Annotated in this window: 1 protein-coding gene; it reads left to right on the forward strand. The window is 67.3% G+C overall.

The window, feature by feature from the left end:
* Nucleotides 1-300, forward strand: a 300-nt coding sequence (locus C6N31_RS42810; RefSeq protein WP_306665088.1) for a pyruvate formate lyase family protein, incomplete at both ends; no start/stop codon positions are given.

The following is a 300-nucleotide window of genomic DNA, read 5'->3' on the forward strand; positions in this document are numbered from 1 at the left end:
TCAACGCCCTCAACGTCATCCACTACATGCACGACAAGTACGCCTACGAGCGGCTCGAGATGGCGCTGCACGACTACCCGGTGCAGCGCACCATGGCCTGCGGAATCGCCGGCCTGTCGGTGGCCGCCGACAGCCTGTCGGCCGTCAAGTACGCCCGGGTGAAGGTGATCCGGGACGACTCGGGACTGGCCACGGACTACGAGGTCGAGGGCGAGTACCCCGCCTACGGGAACCACGACGACCGGGCCGACAGCATCGCCGTCGACCTGGTGCACACCTTCATGGCCAAGCTGCGCCGGC

Source organism: Streptomyces fildesensis, assembly GCF_016107395.1.
GTDB lineage: Bacteria > Actinomycetota > Actinomycetes > Streptomycetales > Streptomycetaceae > Actinacidiphila > Actinacidiphila fildesensis.